The organism is Psychrobacter sp. 16-MNA-CIBAN-0192 (assembly GCF_040309565.1).
Lineage (GTDB): Bacteria > Pseudomonadota > Gammaproteobacteria > Pseudomonadales > Moraxellaceae > Psychrobacter.
Window position 1 is genome coordinate 1 of record NZ_JBEOOX010000219.1, and the last position, 275, is coordinate 275.

The 275-nt window shown below is 59.6% G+C and carries 1 protein-coding gene; it reads left to right on the plus strand.

Annotation, left to right across the window (positions count from 1 at the left end):
• Positions 1 to 275, plus strand: a 275-nt coding sequence (locus tag AAEY78_RS12990) for a proton-conducting transporter transmembrane domain-containing protein (protein WP_352339730.1), incomplete at both ends; no start/stop codon positions are given.

A 275-nucleotide genomic window follows, 5' to 3' on the forward strand; every position in this document is an offset into this window, starting at 1 on the left:
CCCGAATGCTTCGGCCGAATTCGCGCCGATCGCCATGACCCTGGGTCTGATCGGGATCTTCTACGGTGCGTTCCTGGCCTTCGCCCAAACCGACATCAAGCGTCTGATTGCCTTCTCGTCCGTTTCCCACATGGGTTTCGTACTGATCGGCATCTACTCCGGCAGCCAACTGGCGCTGCAGGGCGCAGTGATCCAGATGTTGGCCCACGGTGTTTCGGCCGCTGCCCTCTTTATCCTGAGTGGCCAGTTGTACGAGCGTCTGCATACCCGTGACA